At 28.6% G+C, this 18,909-nt stretch carries 19 protein-coding genes; 13 read left to right on the forward strand and 6 right to left on the reverse strand.

The features are described 5' to 3' along the window. Nucleotides 1-3,101, reverse strand: a 3,101-nt coding sequence (locus tag WAO56_RS11065) for a pyruvate carboxylase (protein ID WP_422144497.1), incomplete at its 3' end; no start/stop codon positions are given. A 400-nt stretch (nucleotides 3,102-3,501) separates the two neighbouring features. Between WAO56_RS11065 and WAO56_RS11070 the strand changes: the two genes are divergently transcribed. Then, nucleotides 3,502-4,689 (forward strand): CapA family protein, encoded by a 1,188-nt coding sequence (locus tag WAO56_RS11070; protein WP_422144498.1) that lies wholly within the window; start codon nucleotides 3,502-3,504, stop codon nucleotides 4,687-4,689. A 57-nt stretch (nucleotides 4,690-4,746) separates the two neighbouring features. Here the strand turns inward: WAO56_RS11070 and WAO56_RS11075 are convergent, their stop codons facing one another. Both WAO56_RS11075 and WAO56_RS11080 read right to left on the reverse strand, forming a co-directional pair. Then, a complete protein-coding gene (locus WAO56_RS11075; RefSeq protein ID WP_422144499.1) occupies nucleotides 4,747-5,367 on the reverse strand; it encodes a hypothetical protein in 621 nt (206 codons plus the stop codon). Nucleotides 5,368-5,434: 67 nt separating this feature from the next. Next, nucleotides 5,435-6,766 (reverse strand): MATE family efflux transporter, encoded by a 1,332-nt coding sequence (locus WAO56_RS11080; protein ID WP_422144500.1) that lies wholly within the window; start codon nucleotides 6,764-6,766, stop codon nucleotides 5,435-5,437. Nucleotides 6,767-7,072: 306 nt separating this feature from the next. On the opposite strand from WAO56_RS11080, the gene WAO56_RS11085 reads away from it, so the two are divergent. The 12 genes from WAO56_RS11085 (at nucleotide 7,073) to modD (ending at nucleotide 17,516) form a co-directional block, all read left to right on the forward strand. Next, entirely contained in the window at nucleotides 7,073-7,708 is a 636-nt protein-coding gene (locus tag WAO56_RS11085; protein ID WP_422144501.1) for a GTP pyrophosphokinase, read from the forward strand. Between the two features lies 1 nt (nucleotide 7,709). Continuing rightward, on the forward strand, nucleotides 7,710-8,387 hold the full coding sequence (locus WAO56_RS11090) for a response regulator transcription factor (RefSeq protein ID WP_422144502.1): 678 nt from the start codon (nucleotides 7,710-7,712) through the stop codon (nucleotides 8,385-8,387). Then, entirely contained in the window at nucleotides 8,377-9,612 is a 1,236-nt protein-coding gene (locus tag WAO56_RS11095) for a sensor histidine kinase (protein ID WP_422144503.1), read from the forward strand. Before WAO56_RS11090 ends, WAO56_RS11095 begins: the two co-directional genes overlap by 11 nt. A gap of 144 nt (nucleotides 9,613-9,756) precedes the next feature. Next, a complete protein-coding gene (locus tag WAO56_RS11100; RefSeq protein WP_422144504.1) occupies nucleotides 9,757-11,328 on the forward strand; it encodes an NAD(P)/FAD-dependent oxidoreductase in 1,572 nt (523 codons plus the stop codon). Nucleotides 11,329-11,417: 89 nt separating this feature from the next. Beyond that, complete coding sequence (locus tag WAO56_RS11105) at nucleotides 11,418-12,035, forward strand: NUDIX hydrolase N-terminal domain-containing protein (protein ID WP_422144505.1); 618 nt, start codon at nucleotides 11,418-11,420, stop codon at nucleotides 12,033-12,035. Nucleotides 12,036-12,051: 16 nt separating this feature from the next. Next, the gene (locus WAO56_RS11110; RefSeq protein ID WP_422144506.1) at nucleotides 12,052-12,669 is read left to right on the forward strand and encodes an NUDIX domain-containing protein; all 618 of its coding nucleotides are present in this window, start codon (nucleotides 12,052-12,054) and stop codon (nucleotides 12,667-12,669) included. A 10-nt stretch (nucleotides 12,670-12,679) separates the two neighbouring features. Continuing rightward, nucleotides 12,680-13,504: an HAD family hydrolase gene (locus WAO56_RS11115; RefSeq protein ID WP_422144507.1), complete on the forward strand. Its 825-nt coding sequence runs from the start codon at nucleotides 12,680-12,682 to the stop codon at nucleotides 13,502-13,504. Between the two features lie 77 nt (nucleotides 13,505-13,581). After that, nucleotides 13,582-14,082 carry a hypothetical protein gene (locus WAO56_RS11120; protein WP_422144508.1) on the forward strand — a complete coding sequence of 167 codons (501 nt, stop codon included), beginning with the start codon at nucleotides 13,582-13,584 and terminating at the stop codon, nucleotides 14,080-14,082. 157 nt (nucleotides 14,083-14,239) lie between these two features. Beyond that, the gene (locus WAO56_RS11125) at nucleotides 14,240-15,256 is read left to right on the forward strand and encodes an ABC transporter substrate-binding protein (RefSeq protein WP_422144509.1); all 1,017 of its coding nucleotides are present in this window, start codon (nucleotides 14,240-14,242) and stop codon (nucleotides 15,254-15,256) included. A gap of 2 nt (nucleotides 15,257-15,258) precedes the next feature. Next, nucleotides 15,259-16,020, forward strand: a complete 762-nt coding sequence (locus WAO56_RS11130; protein WP_422144510.1) for an ABC transporter permease — start codon at nucleotides 15,259-15,261, stop codon at nucleotides 16,018-16,020. Further along, the gene (locus WAO56_RS11135; protein WP_422144511.1) at nucleotides 16,017-16,589 is read left to right on the forward strand and encodes an ATP-binding cassette domain-containing protein; all 573 of its coding nucleotides are present in this window, start codon (nucleotides 16,017-16,019) and stop codon (nucleotides 16,587-16,589) included. Before WAO56_RS11130 ends, WAO56_RS11135 begins: the two co-directional genes overlap by 4 nt. An 84-nt stretch (nucleotides 16,590-16,673) precedes the next feature. Beyond that, entirely contained in the window at nucleotides 16,674-17,516 is an 843-nt protein-coding gene (modD, locus tag WAO56_RS11140) for a ModD protein (RefSeq protein WP_422144512.1), read from the forward strand. A gap of 33 nt (nucleotides 17,517-17,549) precedes the next feature. On the opposite strand, the gene WAO56_RS11145 is transcribed toward modD, so the two are convergent. The 3 genes from WAO56_RS11145 to WAO56_RS11155 are packed head-to-tail and all read right to left on the reverse strand — an operon-like array spanning nucleotide 17,550 to nucleotide 18,761. Beyond that, on the reverse strand, nucleotides 17,550-18,056 hold the full coding sequence (locus WAO56_RS11145) for a DUF3278 domain-containing protein (RefSeq protein WP_422144513.1): 507 nt from the start codon (nucleotides 18,054-18,056) through the stop codon (nucleotides 17,550-17,552). 26 nt (nucleotides 18,057-18,082) lie between these two features. After that, nucleotides 18,083-18,553, reverse strand: coding sequence for a hypothetical protein (locus WAO56_RS11150; RefSeq protein WP_422144514.1), 471 nt, complete (start codon nucleotides 18,551-18,553; stop codon nucleotides 18,083-18,085). Then, complete coding sequence (locus WAO56_RS11155; RefSeq protein ID WP_422144515.1) at nucleotides 18,546-18,761, reverse strand: helix-turn-helix transcriptional regulator; 216 nt, start codon at nucleotides 18,759-18,761, stop codon at nucleotides 18,546-18,548. The genes WAO56_RS11150 and WAO56_RS11155 overlap by 8 nt, the downstream gene beginning before the upstream one ends. Nucleotides 18,762-18,909 lie beyond the last annotated feature (148 nt).

Below are 18,909 nucleotides of genomic sequence, written 5' to 3' on the forward strand. Positions count from 1 at the left end.
TCATCTGTTCGGCTCATTTCAACTAATTTGACAATTAGTGTTTTTCCTTCATCTATTTCTACTTCTCTTGTTTGGCCAACGTTAATTCCGTGGAAGAAAACTAAACTACTAACATGGGATAATGAACCATTTAATTTTAAATTATCTAAATAATCTTCAAAAACCTTAGGGTACAATGCGTAGGCAAGTAAATCTTTCTCAGTAGTATCTATACCGTATTTTTCATCAAGATATTTTTTATTTGCTTCAAAATCTTCATCTGGTAATAATTCTCCAGGACGAACAGTAATAGGTTCCTCTCCCTTTAATACTATTTTTTGAAGATCTTCAGGGAAGCCGCCTAATGGTTGTCCCATCATACCTTTAAAATATGTTACAACAGAGTCAGGATAATCTAAATGACTTCCTTTTTCTACTATATTTTCAGGAGTTAAACCATTTTGAACCATAAATATAGCAAAGTCCCCAACCATTTTAGATGAAGGAGTAACCTTAACTATATCTCCAACCATTTCATTTACATTTTTGTACATGTCTTTAACTTCTTTAAATCTATGACCTAAACCAAAACTTTCAACTTGAGGTTTTAAGTTGGAATATTGTCCACCAGGTATTTCGTACTTGTAAATTTCTGTAGAGCCTGATTTTAAATCGGATTCAAAATTTGCATATATTGGTCTTACACTTTCCCAATATTTTGAAATAATTTCAGCATTATCTAAATTTATTCCGGTATTTCTTCTTGTATTTTCCAATGCAGCAACTACAGAGTTTAAAGCAGGTTGGCTTGTTAATCCACTCATAGAGTTAAAGGCTGTATCGACAATATCTACTCCTACTTCTGCAGCCATAAGAACTGTAGCAACACCGTTACCTGTAGTGTCATGGGTGTGTAGGTGAATAGGAACAGAAACTTCATTTTTTAATGCTTTTATAAGTTTAGCACTAGCATATGGTTTTAATAAACCGGACATATCCTTTATGCCTATTATATGGGAACCGGCTTTTTCAAGTTCTTTTGCCATGTCTATATAATATTGTAGTGAATATTTGTCTCTAGTCTCATCTAGTATGTCACCGGTATAACAAATAGTACCTTCTAGAATTTTTCCACTTTCAAGTACTTGATCCATTGCATATCTCATACCTTCAATCCAGTTTAGAGAGTCAAATACTCTAAAAATATCTATTCCATTTTTAGCTGATTCTTTAACAAATCTTTTAACTACATTATCTGGATAGTTTTTATAGCCAACGGTGTTATTACCCCTAAGTAGCATTTGGAAAAGAATATTAGGTATGCGTTTACGAAGTTCTTCCAACCTAATCCAAGGGTCTTCTTGTAGGAATCTGTAAGCAACATCAAAAGTTGCACCGCCCCACATTTCTAGGGAGAATAAATCGCTCATATAATTTGAAACAGCAGGGGCTACTCTTAGCATGTCTACTGTTCTAACCCTAGTTGCAAGTAAAGATTGATGTGCATCCCTATAGGTAGTATCGGTTAAAAGTACCTTTTGTTGACCTTTAATCCAATCTAATAAACCATCAACTCCATTTAAATCGAAAATTTGTTTAGTACCGGATTTAAAGGAAGAAGTATCTAAATCATCAAAAGTTAAAGGAGTATCAAATTCTCCATTAATTCTATTTTTATTATTAACAACATTTTCACCAATAAAATTAAGAACCTTTAATTCCCTGTCATTTCTTGGTTTGACATCAAATAGTTGTGGATTATTTTCTATAAAACCGGTGTTACAAGTTCCTTGTTGGAATTGTTCTGAATTAAGAACATTTACTAAAAATGGTATGTTGGTTTTTACTCCGCTGATTTTAAGTTCTTTTAAAGCTCTTTTCGATTTGTTAATAGCATCTTTAAAAGTTCTTGACTTAGATGTCATTTTTACTAGAAGACTATCGTAAAATGGGGTAATTATTGAGCCAACATATCCGTTTCCAACATCGAGTCTAACTCCAAAACCAGAACCCGACCTGTAAACATCAATTTTTCCTGTATCTGGTGCAAAATTATTAGCTGGATCTTCCGTAGTAACCCTACATTGTATAGAATATCCGTTTAATATAACAGAATCTTGAGATTCTATTCCTATTTCTTCACTGTCGAGTCTATGTCCTTCAGCTATTAAAATTTGAGACTGAACTATATCTATACCAGTAACTAATTCAGATACTGTATGTTCAACTTGTATTCTCGGGTTTACTTCAATAAAATAGTGGTTTAAATCAGAGTCTACTAAAAATTCAACAGTTCCTGCATTATAGTATTTTACACTGTTGGCAATTTTTAAAGCGTCTTCGCAAATTCTTTCTCTTACTTCTATTGGTAAGGAGAAAGCTGGAGTAAATTCTATAATCTTTTGGTGACGTCTTTGAATAGAACAGTCCCTTTCATATAGATGTACAATATTACCTTCCTTATCACCAAGGATTTGAACTTCAATATGTTTAGGTTTTTTTAAATATTTTTCAATAAACATATCATCAATTCCAAAAGCTTTTTTAGCTTCCGATTGGGCATTTCTAAAAGCAGGAATTAAATCTTCCTCTTTTTCTACTATTCTCATACCTCTACCACCGCCTCCGGCAGCAGCTTTTATCATAACAGGGTAACCTGCTTCCTTAGCGAAATCTAAAGCATCTTGTTTAGTCCGTATAGGTTTGTCAACACCAGGAATAGTAGGAACATTGGCTTTTTTAGCCACTATTTTTGATTTTATTTTATCTCCCAGACTGTCAAGAATTTCATAACTAGGACCTATAAAAGTAATTCCATTTTCCTCACATCTTCTAGCAAATTCCTTATTTTCAGATAAGAAGCCATATCCTGGATGAATAGCGTCAACTCCTTTACTTTTTGCTAAAGTAATTATTTCATTCATATCTAAATAAGCTTCTAAAGGAGTTTTCCCGAATCCAACTTGGTAGGATTCATCAGCCTTTGTTCTAAAAAGAGCTGTATTATCTTCTTCGGAATAAATAGCTACAGATCTAATTCCCAGCTCTGAACAGGCTCTAAAAATTCTTATAGCGATTTCTCCTCTATTAGCCACTAGTATTTTTTTAAACTTTTTAGCCATAAAATACTCCTTTCAATTTGATTAATTCTAAGTATTATACCATAGTAAAGCAACTTAGTGCAAGAGTAAAATGGTATAATTATGAATAAATAATACTAATTTTTAAAAGGGGATAAAATTTTATGAATATATTATGCAAATTTATTAAAAAGTAAAATTTTTTTAAGAAGCTTTATTATTCAAATTAAATACAAAGATAGAAAAATATTATAAATTAATCAAGAGACAAGCTATATAACTACATATTTATATAATTATAAGTACAAACCTATACTTGCTATTTATATAAAAAACTTATTATGTAATATTATAAAAAAATATTAATATTAATTCTTCTAAATGAATATATCTCTAAAATAGGATATACTATAATATAAGTAAAAGAAAAGAGGTAGCTGTAATGAAGAAACACTATAGAAAAATAATATATATATTATTTTTATCATTAATTTTAGTATCATGTAGTAGTAAAACAGAATCTGTAAAAACGGAAGAAATAAAAAGTGTAGAAGAGGTAGAATTAGAAAGTGTAGAAAGAATCGAAAATGTTAAAATAACAGTAACTGGCGATATTATGTATCACCCAGGAACATTTAACAGCAACATTAATGAAGAAACAGGTAAGTATGATTTTAGATTTTTCTATAATGATATGGAAAAATATATACAAGCTGCTGATTTAATGATAGGAAATTACGAAACAACCAGTACTCCAACAAGAGAGCTATCGGATTATCCTATGTTTAATACTCCGGAAAATTCCATAGAGGACTTAAAAAATGCCGGATTTGATATATTGACTACAGCAAATAATCACTGCCTAGACTCAAAGGTACAGGGAGTTAAAGATACAATAGACGCCTTAGACAAATATGGTATAAAGCATACAGGAACTTGGAAAGATGGGGAAAAAGATTACTTAATAGAGGAAGTAAATGGAATAAAAATCGGCGTTTTAGCCTATACAGAAAGATTTAATGGCTTAGAGGTAATCTTAGCCGATAATGAAAAGGGAATGGTTAGTCCTTTAGATGAAACACAAATAGAAAAGGATATAAAGGAATTAAAAGACAAAAATGTAGATATAATATTGGTTTTTCCTCATTGGGGAGAAGAATATATGGAAATGCCTACAGAAAAACAAAAGGAATTAGGCCATAAAATGTTAAATTGGGGAGCAGATATGGTATTAGGAAGTCATCCTCATGTTGTTCAGCCAGTTGAAAAAGTTGAAGTAGATGGAAAGGATAAATACATAGTCTATTCTTTAGGAAATTCAATTTCAGGCCAAAGAAAAGAATTTTTAGGTATAGAAGGAGTAGAAGTTGGATTGTTTGTAGAAATGGAATTTACAAAAGATTTCAAAAAGGATACTACAGAAATTAAAAATATTAATTTTGTTCCAACCTATGTAAGAGATGACAGAAGTAGTGGAAAAATACAGTATAAAACACAAGCTATGGTTGACTACTTAGAAGGTGGAAGTTTAAGAGAAACTGTTTCCAGTGGAGAATTAAATAAAATTTTAAATTTAAGAACAAAAGTTATTAATGTTTTAGAAGCAATGGAATATGATTCAGGACTATAAAAGAATAGAAGTTTAACAAAAAGGACCATATACAAAAAATAAGTATATGGTCTTTTACTATTTAGAAAAATTATCTATAAGATTATCCATAGAGTTTTCGTTGTCTGTAGTAAAAGTAGCTATAAAAGCATCATCACCTTTTACTAGGGCTATTTCTGTATAAAAAAGTTCCTCATCGTCAAAAGCTAATTTATACTTTGTTAATTTAGCAGGAATTCCTTCTATTTCAATATTCTCAACGGAAACATCTTCAGCTGTAGGATCCTCTAGGATTTCTATAAATTCCTCTAAGGTTATTTTACCGACAGTATTATCAAGCATTAACTGTATAGAGCTAAAGTTTTCATTATTTTCAAAAAACAAGGTAGAGTCTAAAAAAAGTGTTTTTTCTTCCTCTGTCATTTCGGAACCTAAGGCCTCATTTCCCAGCTCCAATGTTTCAAGTATTTCTTCATTGGTATATTGTTTATAGTTTTCAGGAATGGTAAACTTCAATCCAGTTTCGCCAATTAATACATCATTGTCCTTAATTTCGAAAGTAGATTTTTTTATAGGTTCTATATTTTCAGTTGCTTCAGTTTCTTTGGAATCTGTTGCAGGTAAAGATTTTTCATTATTGTTAGTACACGAAGTTAATAACAAAGTAAAAACAAGTAATAAGCCTAATATTTTTTTCAATTTAAAACCCCCTATAATTTATAAGAATATCTTATACTATAATATTGAAAAATAAAAGTATTGTATATTATTCTAAAATTTTATTCTTATTTATTTTATAATAAACAAACCCAAAGAGATCTGCAAATAACCAACCAATAGGTATTGAAATCCATATTCCAATAATTCCTATGCTATTAATAGAAGATAGGAAATATGACAGAAATACTCGTAGACCTAGGGATATAATAGTTAGAATTACAGCAATTCCAGGTTTACTAATACCCCTATAAAAACCATATAGAATAAATAGAATACCTATTAATATATAAAAAGAGCCTTCTATTTTCAAATATTTACTACCAATTGCTATTATTTCAATCTCGCTAGCCTTAACGAAAATTTTCATTAAAGAAGAAGAAAAAATAAAAACTATACAGGATATAGCAATACAAAATAAACTAGATACGAGTATTGACAGTTTTACTCCCTTTCTTATTCTATTAGTTTCATTAGCACCGTAGTTTTGAGCAACATATGTAGACAGGGCATTTCCAAAGTCCTGTACAGGCATATAGGCGAAAGCATCAATTTTTACTGCTGCTGCAAAAGCAGCTGTAACTTGTAAACCAAAACTATTAACTAGGCCTTGGACCATTAATATTCCCAAATTCATAATAGATTGTTGAACACTTGTAAGTATGGAATTAGAGGCAATAAGTTTCAATAGAGGAAGGTCTAATTTAAAATGCTCTTTACTTGGTTTTAAATTGTCGTTTTTCTTAAAGAAGTAAACAACAGAGCATAAAGCTGATATAAATTGAGCAATAATAGTGGCTAAAGCCGCACCGGCAACTCCTAGTTGAAAAGGAAGAACAAATATAATATCTAGAACAATATTTATTACTGCAGCAATTGCTAAAAAGACTAAGGGTGCTACTGAATTTCCCACACTTCTAAGTACTGCTGAAAAAAAGTTATAAATAAAGGTAAACATTATTCCAATAAAAATAATTCTAAGATATATTTTTGTTTCATCAACAGCTTCAGCAGGAATATTTAGTAATATGATAATTTTATTTAACAGTAAAAAAGCTAGGATATTTATTATAAGACTTAAAGCTCCAATAAAAATAAAGGAGTTGAAAATTCCTGTTTTTAAGGTATTTAATTTTCCAGCACCATATAATTGGGAAAATACCACACTACTTCCCATACAAAAGCCTAAAGTTATAGCTGTAATAAAGGTCATTAAAGCAAAGGAGGACCCTACAGCAGCTAAGGCAGTGCCTCCAATAACTTTTCCTACTATTAAGGTGTCTACAACATTGTATAGTTGTTGTAGCATATTGCCCATTATTAAAGGCAGGCTAAATAATAATATGGCCTTTAGTTCATTTCCCTTGGTTAAGTTTCTCATATTTACACTTCCTTATTTTAAAAACATCTCCTATAGTAAGTAAAAGAACTCCAATATTATAAATATAGGAATAAAAATATTTATATTTTACAATATAAAAATAGTTTCATAGGATTTATCATATATTTGTAAATTGGTTTTAATTTCTATTTATGTTTTAATAATAACATAGATATTTCATAGGGAGATTTTATATTTAAAATAATTAATACATATATGACTATTTTTGTTTTTAAATGATAAATATCCTTTATATTAAGAAAATTTTAACTTTAATAATATATAATAGGTAAGGGAGGTTTTAAGATGGAATTAGATTATATAAACAATGAAGATTATTTAGATTTTTATAAAGAGAATTTACTATATATAGAAAAAGCCATGAAAACTATATATGAAATAATAAAGAACAGTGGAGAAGATTATTCTTCTTTTGAAGATAGAAATCCGGTAGAGCATATAAAATATAGGGTTAAACATCCAGAAAGTGCGAAGGATAAATTAATTAAGTTAGAACAAGAGCCTACTTCTAATAATGCTATGGAATATTTACATGATATTTGTGGTTTTAGAATAATTTGTACCTTTATTAGCGATATTGAATTTATTGTAAAAAAAATAAAGGAAATAAAAGATGTTAAAATTGTTGTAGAAAAGGACTATATTAATAAACCGAAAAGCAATGGTTATAGAAGTTATCATATAATAATAATGCTACCTATTGAAATAGATGGGAATATTAAAAATATATATGCTGAGGCACAAATTAGAACTATTGCTATGGACTGTTGGGCAAGTTTGGAACACCAGCTAATGTATAAGAAGGATATTCAAAACAAGGAATTATTTAAAGAAGAGTTAAAGAAATGTGCCGATGAAATGGCTACAACGGATTTAAACTTAGAAACTATAATGTCTTTTATTAAGAATGAAGGAGTATAGTATGAAATTATTATATGCAGAAGATGAGAAACAACTTTCAAGGGCAATATCAACAATACTTGAATATAATGGTTATGAAGTGGATAATGCTTTTGATGGGGAGGAAGCGTTAAATTTAGCAATAAACAATAATTATGATGTAATTATTTTAGATATTATGATGCCAAGACTTGATGGTATAGAGGTACTTAAGGAAATTAGAAATAAAAATATCTCTACGCCGATTATTATGGTAACAGCTAAAGGTGAAAATGAAGACAAGGTTAATGGGTTAGATTCTGGAGCTGATGATTATTTAGCTAAACCTTTTCAAACAAATGAACTAATAGCTAGGATTAAGGCTTTAATAAGAAGAAATAATAAATTTATTGAAACATATAACTTTGGAGATGTTCTATATAATATTGCTGATAGTAAATTGGAAAAAGAAAATAAATCTTTAATTTTAAATAAAGAAGAGGTAAAAATTTTAAATAAATTCATTACTAATATAGATGGAAAAATCGAAATTAATCAATTACTTTCAACTTTAAAATACGAAAATAAAGAAGATAATCATTCAAAGATTAAACTGTACATTGCATATATTAATAAAAAATTTCAAGAATTAGAATCGGATTATGAAATTTATGGGGATATAGAATATGGCTTTAAATTGGGAATAAAAAATGTACAGTAGGTTAAGAAGAAATTTCATTGTAATTACAACTATTGCTATTTTGTTTATTTTAGGTTTAACTATATCTACTATTAATATAGTTACTATAAATAGAACAAGAGAACAAGCAGATAAGATGATTTCTTTTTTATATGATCATTATGAGTTAATTGAAATTAAAGATTTAAGAAACATATCGGAAATGTTAAATAGAAATGAGGATTTAGATACTACTTTAGATTCTGTATATAGACAGAGGTTTTTTTATGTAGAATACGATAAAGACAATAATGTGTTAAAGTCAAATACCGATAGAATAGTAACAAAAAACAAAGAGGAAGCTATTGAACTAGCCAATAGAGTTATAAAAAGAAGAAGGACAGAAGGTTATTACGACATTTATAGATACAATATAAAGAAAATAAAGGACGGTAAAATAGTTATATTTTTAGATATATTTGATGAATTACAGTCCCAAAAATCAATACTTAGAACTTCTTTATATATAGGAATATTACTTACTTCCTTAGGTTTGATTATTGTAGCTGTATTTTCAAAGAAAGCCCTTAAACCCTTTATTGACAATGAAGAAAGACAAAAGCATTTTATAGCAGACGCTAGCCATGAGCTTAAGACTCCAATATCTATAATTTCTGCAAACACTGAAATGATAGAAATATTAAATGGTGAAAGTGAGTGGACTGAAAGTACTAAAAATCAACTGGCAAGAATGGATAAGTTAATTAAAAACTTAATAACCCTTTCAAAAACCGATGAAGCTAGTCAAGAGGCTATGGAAAAAATTAACTTGTCAAAATTATTGGTTAATACCTGTAAGGATTTTAAGGGACGGGCAGAAATTGTTGGAAAAACCTTGAAAACTGAAATACAAGATGACATAATGATTTTAGCAGACTATGAGCAAATACAACAGGTAATTAATATTTTAATAGATAATGCTATAAAGTATTCTCAAGACGATAATGTAATTTTGGTTAATTTAAATCGAGTTCGGAAAACTGCTTCAATGAAAATAGGAAATAGAATTAAAAATTTTACTAAGGAAGATGAACAGCAAATCTTCAACAGATTTTATAGGGCAGATGAATCTCGTTCAAGAGATACTGGTGGATTTGGTCTTGGCCTTTCTATTGCAGGAAAGATAATAAAGCTTCATAATGGTAAAATTACAACAACATATAAAAATGAATGGCTGTTTTTCAATGTAGAATTTCCAATAGCTTAAGAACAGAGAAATCTGTTCTTTTTTGTTATAATAATGGTGATTATTATAAAATATATGGTTTTTGTAAATTAATAAATTAGTTTTAAAAAAATCATAGCAGAAATACTAACATTTACTTAAGCTATATTAGAAACAGGAGAAAATATGATTATTATAAGTAATATAAAACTAGGAATAGATGAAGATACTAGTAAAATTAAGGAAAAAATAAAGAAAAAATTAAAAATAAAATATGACGATTTTTCTTATGAGATTTATAGAAAATCAATAGATGCAAGAAAGAAAAACAATATTTTATTTGTCTATCAAGTGCTGGTAAACCTTGAATTATCTGAAAAAAGACTTTCTAAATTAAAGGATAATGATGTAAAAATTTATGAAGAGAAAGTTTTTGAAATAAATCCCATAAGAAAATTTGAAAAAAGACCAATAGTTGTAGGACTTGGTCCTGCAGGGTTATTTTGTGGGTATATGCTTGCTAAAAATGGCTACAGACCAATTATTATAGAAAGAGGAAAAGACGTAGATAGTAGAGCAGACGATATTGAATATTTTTGGGAAACAGGCAAACTCAATTATGAATCAAATGTTCAATTTGGCGAAGGAGGGGCTGGTACTTTTTCCGATGGTAAATTAACCAGCAGATCCAATAATTTTAGAATTAGGGAAGTACTTAAAATATTTGTAGAAAATGGTGCCCCTGAAGAAATTATGATACTGCAAAAACCGCATATTGGAACGGATTTATTAAGAGGGGTTGTAAAAAATATTAGGGAAAAAATTACATCCTATGGTGGTGATGTTTATTTTGAAACAAAACTGGAGGATATTAAAATTGAAAATAATAAAATAGTAGGAATAAAGACCAATAAGGGTGATTTTGAAACAGAGGATTTGTTTTTAGCAATAGGCCATAGTGCTAGAGATACTTTTAAAATGATTTTAAATAGGGGAATAGAAATAGAGAACAAGGCCTTTGCAGTAGGATTTAGAATAGAGCATCCTCAAATACTAATAGACAAATCCCAATATGGAGAATCTTTTGCATCAGCTAAATTATTGGCAGCAGAGTATCAATTAACATATAAATCAAAGGAAGGCAGAGGAGTTTATACTTTTTGTATGTGCCCTGGTGGAAGGGTTATATCAGCATCTTCCTTTAAAGATGAATTATGTGTTAATGGAATGAGTTATCATGCAAGGGATTTAGAAAATGCCAATAGTGCAATTATTGCAAATATCTCTGAAAAGGATTATGGAGAAGAGTTACTGGCTGGAATGTATTTTCAAGAAGAAATAGAAAGAAAAGCCTATGAATTAGGTGGGGGAAAATATTTTGCCCCTGTTCAATTAATAAAGGACTATATAAATGGGATTCCATCAACAGAGATAGGAGATGTGAAACCAAGTTATAAACCTGGCTATAAACTAACGGATTTAAATAGCATATATCCTGAAAGTATAAATGAGGCAATTAAGGAAGCTATAATAAACTTAGATAAAAGATTAAATGGTTTTTCTCTTGAAGATGGAGTTTTAACTGGTGTAGAAACAAGGTCATCTTCACCTATAAGAATATTAAGGAATAAGGAAAATTATCAGTCAATAAACACAAAGGGCCTTTATCCAATAGGAGAAGGTGCTGGATATTCCGGTGGAATAATGAGTTCTGCAGTAGATGGAATAATGGCAGTAGAAAAAATTGTTGGAAAATAAATATAATAGTAGTTTTATTCTCCTATATAATATAAAATTATTTATATAGATTATATTATAATTTAAAGCATTATTAAGAAAGGTAAGAAATGAATAATTTACAATGGCTAAATTGGGCTAATGAATTAAGGTCATTGGCCCTTTCAGGACTTTTTTATTGTGAAGATGAAGTTTTATTAAAGGAATATGAAAAAATAAGGGATTTATCCTATGATATTATTGAAGAATATTCAAGTCATAGTCACGATGAACTAAAGACGTTTTTTTCTAAAGATGCCGGGTATCAGACACCTAAACTAGATAGTAGGGCAGCGGTATTTAAAGAAAAGAAGATTTTATTAGTACAGGAAAATAATGGACTTTGGACTTTACCAGGTGGTTGGGTAGAACCGGACTTATCTATAAAAGAAAACATTATAAAAGAAGTAAGGGAGGAAGCCGGTCTTACAGTTAAACCAACAAGATTAATTGCTATACAAGATAGGAAGAAACATAATAAGCCGATTTATATATATGATTTATGTAGATTTTTTGTACTATGTGAATATATAAATGGTGAATTTGAAGAAAATGAGGAAACTATTAAAAGTGGATATTTTGAACTGGATAGCCTTCCTAAATTAATGACAAGTAAGACAAATTATAAGCAAATTGAGATGTGTTTTAATGCTTACAATAATTTAAGTTCAGATATTTTATTTGACTAAATAGGTGGTGTTTTTTATGGAAAATTTAAATTGGAATAAGGTTACAGAAGAGTTAGACAATATTTATAGACATGGAATTAAAAACACCAAAAATGTTTTTGATATAGACAGGCTTAAAAGAGTAGGAGAAATATCTGATGAAATAAAAAATCATAAAAATAAAGATGATTTTGAAAATATAGATAGATTATTTTTTACAAAAACAGGATATAAGACTCCTAAATTAGACTGTAGAGCAGCTGTTTTTAAGGATAATAAAATCCTACTTGTTCAAGAATTAAATAAGCTTTGGACTATGCCAGGAGGTTGGGTTGACCATAATCTTTCTATAAGGGAGAATATTATAAAGGAAACAATGGAAGAGGCAGGAGTAGATGTTGAGCCAGTAAGAATTATTGCTGTTCAAGATAGAAAAAGACATAATGAGCCAAAGTATACTTACAATATTATAAAGATATTTGTTTTGTGTAAATTAAATGGAGGAAGGTTTCAAAAAAATATTGAAACTTTAAAAAGTGGATATTTTGGAATTGATGAAATTCCTTCAATGTCAAAGGATAGAACAACTTTTGACCAGGTGAAAATGTGTTTTAAGGCTTACTACAATGAGGATTTTAAAGTTGAATTTGATTAGGAGTAAAAAAATGAAATATAAATTAATAGCCAGTGATATGGATGAAACTTTTTTAAATGATAAAAGTGAAATTCCTAAAAATAATTTAGAAATAGTTAAATTACTAGATGAAGATTATGGTATAAAATTTGTTCCAGCATCAGGAAGGGGACAAAATTCTCTACAAAATGAAATCAAGTGGTTAGGTTTCGATAAATTAGATGATGAATATATAATCGGTTTAAACGGTGCTGCAATAACAAAGGCAAAAGATGGAGAGATTTTATATTTTAAGGGATTGGATTTTATAACAGCAGAAAAATTATTTAAATATGGATTAAAAAAGGATATTGGTATACAAGTTTATACTAATAATGATCTTTATGTGTATAACATTAATGACGATGAAGCTAGATTAATGAAGGAAAAAGGCATAAAATGGCAAAATATTCAAAATAATATAGATTTTTTAAAAAATCAAAATATTGCAAAAGTAATTTTTCAAAATACAAATATGAATTATTTAAGAGAAATAATAAATGATTTAGAAGGTAAAATCCGTTCTAAAGCAGGATATACTTTTTCATCTAACAGATATTTAGAGTTTATTTCGCCAAAGGTAAACAAGGGAGAAGGAATTAAAAACCTATGTCGAATATTAGGAATTAATGTTGAGGAGGTTATAGCTATTGGCGATAACCATAATGATTTGGAAATGCTAAAAGTTGCAGGACTTTCTGTAGCAGTATCAAATGCTGTTGATGAAATAAAAAATGTAGTAGACTATGTAGCTGATTCTAGTAATAATGATGGGGTATTAGAAGAGGTTTACGAAAAGTTTATAAAAGGTAATTAAAATTACTTAAATATATATGGAGAATATGATATAATAACCTTTGTATTTTAAACATTATTATGGATTTGGAGGAATAAATGAAGAAATTTTTTATAGTTATGGGAGCTTTAATTGTAGCCCTTTCTATATTTGGAATATGGGATACAGCTAAAACAAAAAAAGAAAATGAAGAAAGAGCTAAAATGACCAGCGTATTTTATGCAGATGTAGAAAAAATAGAAGAAGCAGATGGAAAGAAAAAATTCACAATTGTTGGTATTGAAGGTGAAGAAGGTAGTGATGAAAAATTTGTAGGTAAGAAATATACCTTTACTGAAAATAAAGACACTAAAGCATTTAATGAAAAAGGTGAAGAGGCAAAATTAGCGGACTTTAAAGAAGGCTCAAAAATAGTAATTCAACATATAGGAAAAATAAAAGAAGGGGAAATAAACGAATTAACAGGAGAAGTAACTATAGCTCCATATAACCCGGCAACTGCAGCTGATACTACAGAACCTGCAGAAGAAACATCACCAACAGATGCAACAGAAGAAACTTCAACAGAGGCACCAACAGAAGCTACAGCAGCAGAATAAAATCTGAAAACAAATTAAACAGTTATTAATTGGTTTCCCAATAATAGCTGTTTTTTATTTGAAAGATTATATTTTTAAAAGTATAATGATATTACACACAGAAAGTGTGTGATTTTTTTACAAAGCGATATATTTCTAAAAACACAAGGAGGAATAAATGAAAAATTTAAAAAAAATAGCATTACTTTTAATTTTATCGGTTTTAATGGTGGCTTGTAGTAATGGAGAAAATAATGTAGATAAAGAAACTGAAAAAACTAAAGAAACAGTTGTAGAAACTAAAAAAACAGATGTTAAAGTTGGAACAATTAAAGGGTTTCCCGGAATAGGTATTGTAAATTTAATGGATGAAAATGAAAAGGGTAATACTGAAAACAATTATGAATTTACCATAGGAGGAGCTCCAGATGAATTAAATGCAAAATTAATTTCTGGTGAATTGGATATAGCAACTATTCCAACTAATATGGCAGCAACACTATATAACAAAACCAATGGAGAAATAGAAATACTGGCAGTTAATACTTTAGGGGTAATTAAGTTGGTGTCAACAGATGAGTCAATAAAAAGTCTTGATGATATTAAAGGTAAGGAAGTTTCAGCCAGTGGTAAAGGAGCTATACCACAATATACCTTTGAATATATTTTAAATAAAAAAGGAATTAATCCAAAAAATGATGTAAATATTACATATTATCCTGGTCACGAGGAAATATCCGGTTTACTTTCAGCTGGTCAAGTTTCCATAGCAACTATTCCAGAACCTACTTTAAGCAAGGTAATGGCAGAAAATGAAGATATAAAAATAGTATCGGATTTAACAGATGAATGGAATAAAATTGAAGAAAATATTATCTTATCCCAAGGATGTACAGTAATAAGTAAGAAATTTGCTGAAGAAAACAAGGAAGCTTTAAATGATTTTATAAAGGAATATAAAAAATCTTGTGACTTAGTACATAGTGATTTGGAAAATACAGCAAAAAACTGCGGTAAATTTAATATAGTTCCGGAAAAAATAGCATTAGAAGCAATACCGAAAAGTAATCAGGTCTATATTGATGGGGAAGAGATGAAAACAAAATTAAAGCCATTTTTTGAAATTCTCTTTGATGCAAATCCTGAGTCTGTAGGTGGAAAATTACCCGATGATAACTTTTATTTTACTAAATAAATATGAAAAAACTAATTAAAAATCTACTAATATTATTATTTTGGATTTTTATTTGGGAAATTACCTATAGAATAATAAACAAACCTATTGTATTGCCGTCGCCTAAAAATATAATTATAAAATTAATGGAATTAATACAGGAGAAAAATTTTTATTTTTCAGTATTAAATTCAGTTAAAAGCATAGGTTTTGGTTTTACAATAGCCTATACCCTAGGAATTTTCTTTGCCCTATTAAATTTATTAATTCCTATAACAAAGGATATATTTTTACCTATTTTTAATATATTGAGAGTAACTCCCATAGCGTCTTTTATTATACTTGCACTGGTCTTTATGAAAGTTGAGAAATTGCCAATATTAGTATGTGTTTTTATGGTGTTACCATTAGTTTGGCGTAATGCCATAGAAGGCTTTAAGGCTGTAGATTATAACTTAATTGAAATGTCGGAGTTTTTTAAAGTGAGTAAAATTAGTCAATTAAAAAATATATACTTGCCATATTCCCTGCCATTTTTACTGGCAGCAGTCCATACAGGATTTGGGTATGCATGGAAATCGGTTATAACAGCAGAAGTGATGGCATCAGCAACTATGACAATCGGTAGCCATATAGCTGATGGAAAAATATATCTTAATACAGATGAAATATTTGCTTGGACAATAGTTGTAATAATTATGAGTATATTAACAGAAAAAATAATATTATTTTCAACTAATATATATTTAAATAAATCATATAAAATAAAAGGAGATTCTAATTGATAGAATGTAAAAATATTTCAAAGGAATTTAATAAAAAAATACTGTTTAAAGATTTAAGTTTTAAAATAGGAAATAGAGGAATATATTCTATAATAGGACCTTCAGGTTGTGGGAAAACAACTTTAGCAAGAATAATAATGGGCTTAGAAGAATTAACAGCAGGAGTAATAGAATATAGTAAAAAAATAAAAACCTCTACAGTTTTTCCTGAAAATAGATTGATTCCCAATATAAATGCTTTTCAAAATATTAATTATGTGATAAATAATAAGAATAAGGCTGAAGATTTGTTAAAAATAATAGATATGGAAAATGATGGTAATAAATATCCCAATGAGCTTTCAAATGGAATGAAAAGGAGAGTTTCATTTGCTAGAGGATTCGGGTATAAGTCTGATTTATTTGTATTAGATGAACCTTTTAATGGTTTAGATAAAAAGTTAAAAAATAAAATTGTTGAATTATTAAAAGAGGACTCTACAAAAAGAGCTATATTATTAATAGATCATGATGTTGAAACTATAAGAAAAATTTCAGAAGAAGTTTTAGAATTGGGTAAATATAAATAAGATTATAATAGTTAATTTTTTATAATATTAGAAGTCCTTAGAATAAACAAAAGGCCATTAGTATTTTATTTATTAGGAGGGAAAATGTTTTTTAAAAGAGAGGAATTAGAGAAATTTATTGAAGAAGATATACCATATTTTGATCTAACGAGTTTCTCCTTGGGAATAGAAGAAGGGGAAGCAAGAATTTCTTATTTTACAAGGGAAAATTGTATAGTTAGTGGAAGTGAAGAAGTTAAGGGAATATTTGAAATATTAGGAATAGAAGTTGAAAATTTTGTTAGGTCAGGCTCAGAAGTTGAAGAAGGAACTGAACTAATATCGGGACTAGGGAATGTACAAAATGTTCAATATGCCTGGAAGGTTGGACAAAATCTTTTAGACAACAGCTGTGGCATAGCAACAAAAACTAGGAAATTGGTAAATTTACTTAAAAATAACGGATTTAATATTCCTATTTTAACAACTAGAAAGGTTTTTCCAGGAACGAAAAAACAAGTTACAAAAGCTATCTTAATGGGAGGGGCAGTTCCCCATAGAATGGGACTATCTGAAACAATACTTGTATTTGATCAACATAAGGAATTTCTTGGTGGAATAGAAAATTTTGTAAAAAAACTAGATATGGTAAAGCTAAAATGTTGTGAGAAGAAAATAGTAGTAGAGGTAAAGGACTTTGAAGAAGCTAGAATTCTTGCAAGAGCAGGAATAGATGGGCTACAATTTGATAAGGTAAAAGCTTCGGAACTTGAAGAACTAATTAAGGAATTAAGATTAATAAACCCGAGTATAATAATTTTAGCAGCCGGTGGAATTAATGAAAATAACATATTGGAATATGCTAGAACTGGTGCAAATGGACTTGTAACAACGGCTATGTACCATGCAAAACCAATAGACATAGGAGTAAAAATAAAAGAAGTCTAGGATTACCTAGACTTTTTGTTGAATTCTAAATTGTTAAAATTCTTTCTTTAATTTACTTTTTTCTAAAAAATACATGATTGTACCGAAGATAAAACCACCTATTGAGTAAATTATAATGCTGAAAAACTTAATATTAAAATTTTCTCCTGTTAAAAAAGGACTAAGCATTTCCGTGAAAAGAAATATGGATACTCCCCAAAATATTCCGATAAATAAACTGTTCTTTTTTAGTTTTTTTATTGCTAATCTATACTCTTCCTGGCTATAGCATTCAGTAGTATCTATCTTGTTTTTCCTAATTCCAATAAAAATATATAGGCTAATGAATTCTAATAGTAGAAAGAGGGCAACAGTACCAAAGGAAATGGTATGATTAACAGTATCAATTATAAAACTAATCATCATAAGGACAAGTATCATATAAAATGCAAAAATATATCCTAATGCTAGTTTTTTATTAATTTCTTTTTCTTGATATTCGTCTCTATTATTATTAAAACCTATAAATCTTTTATATAGAAAATTTTCAAACTTATTCATCTTTATATCTCCTTTTTAAACATGTTCTATTCTTCCTCATCTTCCTCATATTTAACAGATATTTTATATACAAGTCCTAAAATTAAAAATAAAATAATAGGATATAGGGTAAAGCAAAAAATATAATGAGTTGTGGAAATATTATCCATATTTAGTAATATTAATGCTAGGGACATAGGTACTAATGCAGAACCACAAAAAATATCCACTAGAGACTTTTTGTTGATTATATTTTTACCGATATACATAATGGCAGAAAGGTATAGGTATAAGCCATAAAATAATTGTATATATCCGTATAAATTAGTAGCTTTTATGGTGTAATCTTTTTTAAAAAACAATTTTCCAATAGAAATTGTCATTGGTAATATAAATATAAAAAAAATAAGAAATATAGATTTTACCTTACTATCTATATCGTAGGAAATTAATTTTTCCCTTTCATCAGGTGTTTTTTTTAATCCTTCCTTAATGCTTTTTAAATAAACTTTATTCATCATCTTCCTCCTCGTCTAACCAGAATAAATCATCTAGTTTTTTATCTAATGCTCTGCAAATTTTACGACAGAGTTTTATTGTAGGATTATAATCTCCCTTTTCTATAGCATTTATTGTCTGCCGAGATACACCAACAATTATAGCTAAATCTTTCTGTGTCATATCTTTAGCTGCTCTAGCGGATTTTAGTTGTAAGTTTTTAGCCATATAAAACCTCCTGAAAATATAGTAAAATAAAACATATAAAAAGTCAAGTATATTTTACTTTTGATTTATTTTAATTTACATTCATCTAAACTCTAAAAAAGAGTTAGTAAAACCTTTTCAAAAATGATATAATTGGTTATAATATCTA

This window comes from Miniphocaeibacter sp. (assembly GCF_049276255.1).
GTDB lineage: Bacteria > Bacillota > Clostridia > Tissierellales > Peptoniphilaceae > Miniphocaeibacter.